The organism is Micromonospora sp. NPDC050200 (assembly GCF_040656135.1).
In the GTDB taxonomy this organism is placed as follows: Bacteria; Actinomycetota; Actinomycetes; order Mycobacteriales; family Micromonosporaceae; genus Micromonospora.
Genome location: NZ_JBFALG010000153.1, coordinates 1 through 3,072 on the forward strand (window position 1 = coordinate 1; position 3,072 = coordinate 3,072).

5 protein-coding genes are annotated in these 3,072 nt (G+C 68.2%); 3 read left to right on the forward strand and 2 right to left on the reverse strand.

Going from position 1 to position 3,072, the window contains the following annotated elements; all coding sequences use genetic code 11:
• The first annotated feature begins 248 nt into the window (after positions 1 to 248).
• Positions 249 to 788: a hypothetical protein gene (locus AB0I41_RS35005; protein ID WP_357115714.1), complete on the forward strand. Its 540-nt coding sequence runs from the start codon at positions 249 to 251 to the stop codon at positions 786 to 788.
• Between the two features lie 51 nt (positions 789 to 839).
• Here AB0I41_RS35005 and AB0I41_RS35010 read toward each other — a convergent pair whose 3' ends face one another.
• Together AB0I41_RS35010 and AB0I41_RS35015 are read right to left on the reverse strand one after the other, a co-directional pair.
• The gene (locus AB0I41_RS35010; protein ID WP_357115717.1) at positions 840 to 1,403 is read right to left on the reverse strand and encodes a hypothetical protein; all 564 of its coding nucleotides are present in this window, start codon (positions 1,401 to 1,403) and stop codon (positions 840 to 842) included.
• The gene (locus AB0I41_RS35015) at positions 1,400 to 1,969 is read right to left on the reverse strand and encodes an RNA polymerase sigma factor (protein ID WP_357115720.1); all 570 of its coding nucleotides are present in this window, start codon (positions 1,967 to 1,969) and stop codon (positions 1,400 to 1,402) included. The genes AB0I41_RS35010 and AB0I41_RS35015 overlap by 4 nt, the downstream gene beginning before the upstream one ends.
• Positions 1,970 to 2,750: 781 nt before the next feature.
• On the opposite strand from AB0I41_RS35015, the gene AB0I41_RS35020 reads away from it, so the two are divergent.
• The gene (locus AB0I41_RS35020) at positions 2,751 to 2,912 is read left to right on the forward strand and encodes a hypothetical protein (RefSeq protein ID WP_357115723.1); all 162 of its coding nucleotides are present in this window, start codon (positions 2,751 to 2,753) and stop codon (positions 2,910 to 2,912) included.
• Positions 2,909 to 3,072, forward strand: a 164-nt coding sequence (locus AB0I41_RS35025; RefSeq protein ID WP_357115726.1) for a DUF4314 domain-containing protein, incomplete at its 3' end; no start/stop codon positions are given. The genes AB0I41_RS35020 and AB0I41_RS35025, both read left to right, overlap by 4 nt.

A 3,072-nucleotide genomic window follows, 5' to 3' on the forward strand; every position in this document is an offset into this window, starting at 1 on the left:
AGGCCACGGGATATCTCTTCACGATCAGCCAAGGTCAACAACGCACGCACGGCGGAACATCCTGTCCCACCGAACCAGCAAGATCAAATGCTACGGCCGGCTGAACCTGCCCCGTTCTGACCGCTCTCGTCGCAACCGGAGCCCTCCTTCTTTCCTCCCCCGTCGCGGCAGCGGCGTCGCCGACCGCAGGGGTCGCGCCGTCCGCCCCTGCGGTGGGTGCGAGCAGCTACGACTGGAAGCACGCCACGGTGGCACCTACCAAGGCCCAACTCCAGCAGGGGATCGACGACGTCATCGTCCGGACTCCCGGCGCCCGCCAGATCGACGCGACGACCGTCGAGATGGCCCCCGGCCTCATCATGCGATTCCGCAGCCCGGTCAAGGATGGAGCCAAGCAGGCTGACTCCCCGATCACCACACTGTCCACCTGCAACATCTACTACGTCTGCGTATACTCCGACCGGCAGTACTATGGTGAAGAGCTGGCCTTCACCACCTGCGGTCGCGAGTGGGACCTGGGCCGTTACGGCTACCCCACCGGCGGTTACTGGAACGACCGGATTTCGTCCATCACGAACCAGCAATCGGCCGGCACCACCTCGTACTTCTACAACTACAACGGTTCGAGCTCGTGGAGCAAAATCGTCACTGTGAGGTCCGGCGAATACCGGTCGAACCTCGCGCTGGACACGCGGGAGGACGGCGGATCCGGTAGCCCGAACGACATGATCGACGGCGTTCACGTCTGCGGCAGCGTACCTTCCCCCTGGAAGCCCAACTACCCGTAGGCCAGATAGGTATCGCGTGCCGGGGGAGGCGTTCTCCCCCGGCACCCGCATTCAGTTGGTAGTAGGTGCTACGAACATGCCGACGGACCCGCACGTCTCAGGCGCGTTCTTGAACTGCTGGCCGTCGATGACGTAAACGAGCTTTCCCCACTCGGGTGAGGGGGAAGCGCCGCTTCCCGGAGAAGGGCTCGCCTGTACGCGCTGCACGCACGCGTACAGGTGGGTCGGAGCGTCGTGGCTGAAGATGCGGCTCCACGCTCTCCGGCACGCGTCGACGGGGGTCTCGCCCTCCATGGCTGTGGTCTCGCCCATCCGGTGCATCCCCTCCGTGGCGCACACGAACGCGTCACCATTCGCGGGCTGTGCCTCGGGCGGTGCGGTAGGCGCGTGATACCCGCCGATCGCTGCGGTGGCGCCACCAGCGAACAAGGCACCAACCGCGACCGCACCCGCGATGCCCACCGCCTTTTTCCGGGACCGCCGCTGCGGCTGTCGCGGCGTGTCGAGGATCTGAGCTAGCAATGCTTCTCCCTGTGCGCTTGTCGTGAAGCTCACTCGGCCGTTGGGCCGGGCCTGCTTGATGAGTTCCTCGGTCACGCTGTCGTGCCGCTTCACTGAAGCCCCCTCGTGTACGCCGGCAAACTGCCCGTGGCTGACGGCTTCGGCTCACCTGATCGCCGCCCGTAGACTTGCTCGAACCGGCGACGTGCCCGGTGCAGCCGAACGGCGAACGCCGCCGAGGTGCACCCCAGCACCTTTGCCGACTCACGGCCGCTGAAGTCGTACCAGTAGCGCAGCAGCAGCACCTCCCGGTCGCCCTCCGGCAGTGCGCCCAGGGTCGCCAGCACGTCGGCCCGTTGCGAGGCGGTCGGATCGAAATGCTCGCTGTCTCCGGGTTCGACCTGGGAATGTAAGCGGACCTGCAACGCTGCCTGGCCCGAGCGGCTGCGCCAGTGCTGCATCACCAGCCGCCGCGCGACCCCGAACAACCATGGCCTCTCCTGGCCGTGCTTGATGGTCTCCAAACGCCGCCACGCCACGGCGAACACCTCGGCCACGAGATCCTGAGCGTCCTCAGTGCCCAGCCGATTACTGGCGTAGGCGAAAACGGCGTCTCCATGTCGACGGAACAGGTCGGTCAGGCGCTGACTGTCTGCGTTCGTCCGCTGCGCGTCCGGCACCGAACCTCCAGGTGGTGGTCTCACGTCCATACTTGTCGCCGGGTCGCCAAATTCTTACCGCCAACGTGCAGATTCCTCCTTCGCCCGCTTCGTCTCGATCATCACGGCCACCTGCCGCCCTGCCGGCTCCTGCCGTCCGGCCAGCGCATCGAGGCTCTGCTTTCGGGCTGCTGCAGCCGCCAGCTCCCGGCGTTCCCGCTCGGCGGCCTCATGCTGACGGGCGAGCCGTGTGCGCCATGGGCCGCACCCCGATCGCGATCGGGTCGCCACCGACCGCGTCTGCAAGGAGTCGGCCAGGCCGTTCACCGACCGGCTCGGCTCCCACCGATGGTGCGCCCCGACCTCACTCGAAATCCGGCACAGGTCGCATACCAGCACTTCGCCCGCCGCCTGACACGGCGGCCAGAAAAACAGCCCTCTGCACCGCCCGCCCGACCGGGCGGCGGCCTCGCACCTGTCGATGGAGGTCCATCGTGAGTTGTTCCATCCTGATCGGCGCCCCCGCCTCCGGCGGCGCCTACACCGCCCGGCTGCTGCATACTGGCGGCGACCCCGAGCAGATGTTGCCGCTGCTGCGGCGCATCTGGCAGGTCGCCTTTGCCCGACACATCCTGGCCCGGACCGACACGCTGCTGCGCCACGACTGGGTCAGGCTCCACCCCGCGGCTCCCCGTCCCGGGCGGGTCGACCGCGAACGGCCGGTGGCCGGCGTCGGCTACACCGCCGATCTGCAGGACGGCATCCGGCGCGGCCTGTCGGAGCGGGCCGGCCGGCGTGAGCCGTGGCTGCGGCAGGTGGGGATCGAGTTCGACCTTGTCTGGCCGCACGGGCGGGGCCGCACCGGCTGCGTCGCGACGCCGACGGGCTGCTGCTGCTCGACGTCGACGTGCCCGACTGGTCGTGGTGGTTGCTGCCCACCCCGAGTGAAGGGGCCGACCGGTGACCTACCAGGCGGGCGAACGCGTCGCCCTGGAGCACACCGCCGACCCGCACACCCTGCTGCGTCTAGGCGACGAGGGCACCGTGCGCCGCTACGACCCGCGGCTACAGGTCCTCGACGTCGACTGGGACAGCGGTTCGCGGCTGTCGCTGCTGCTCGGCGA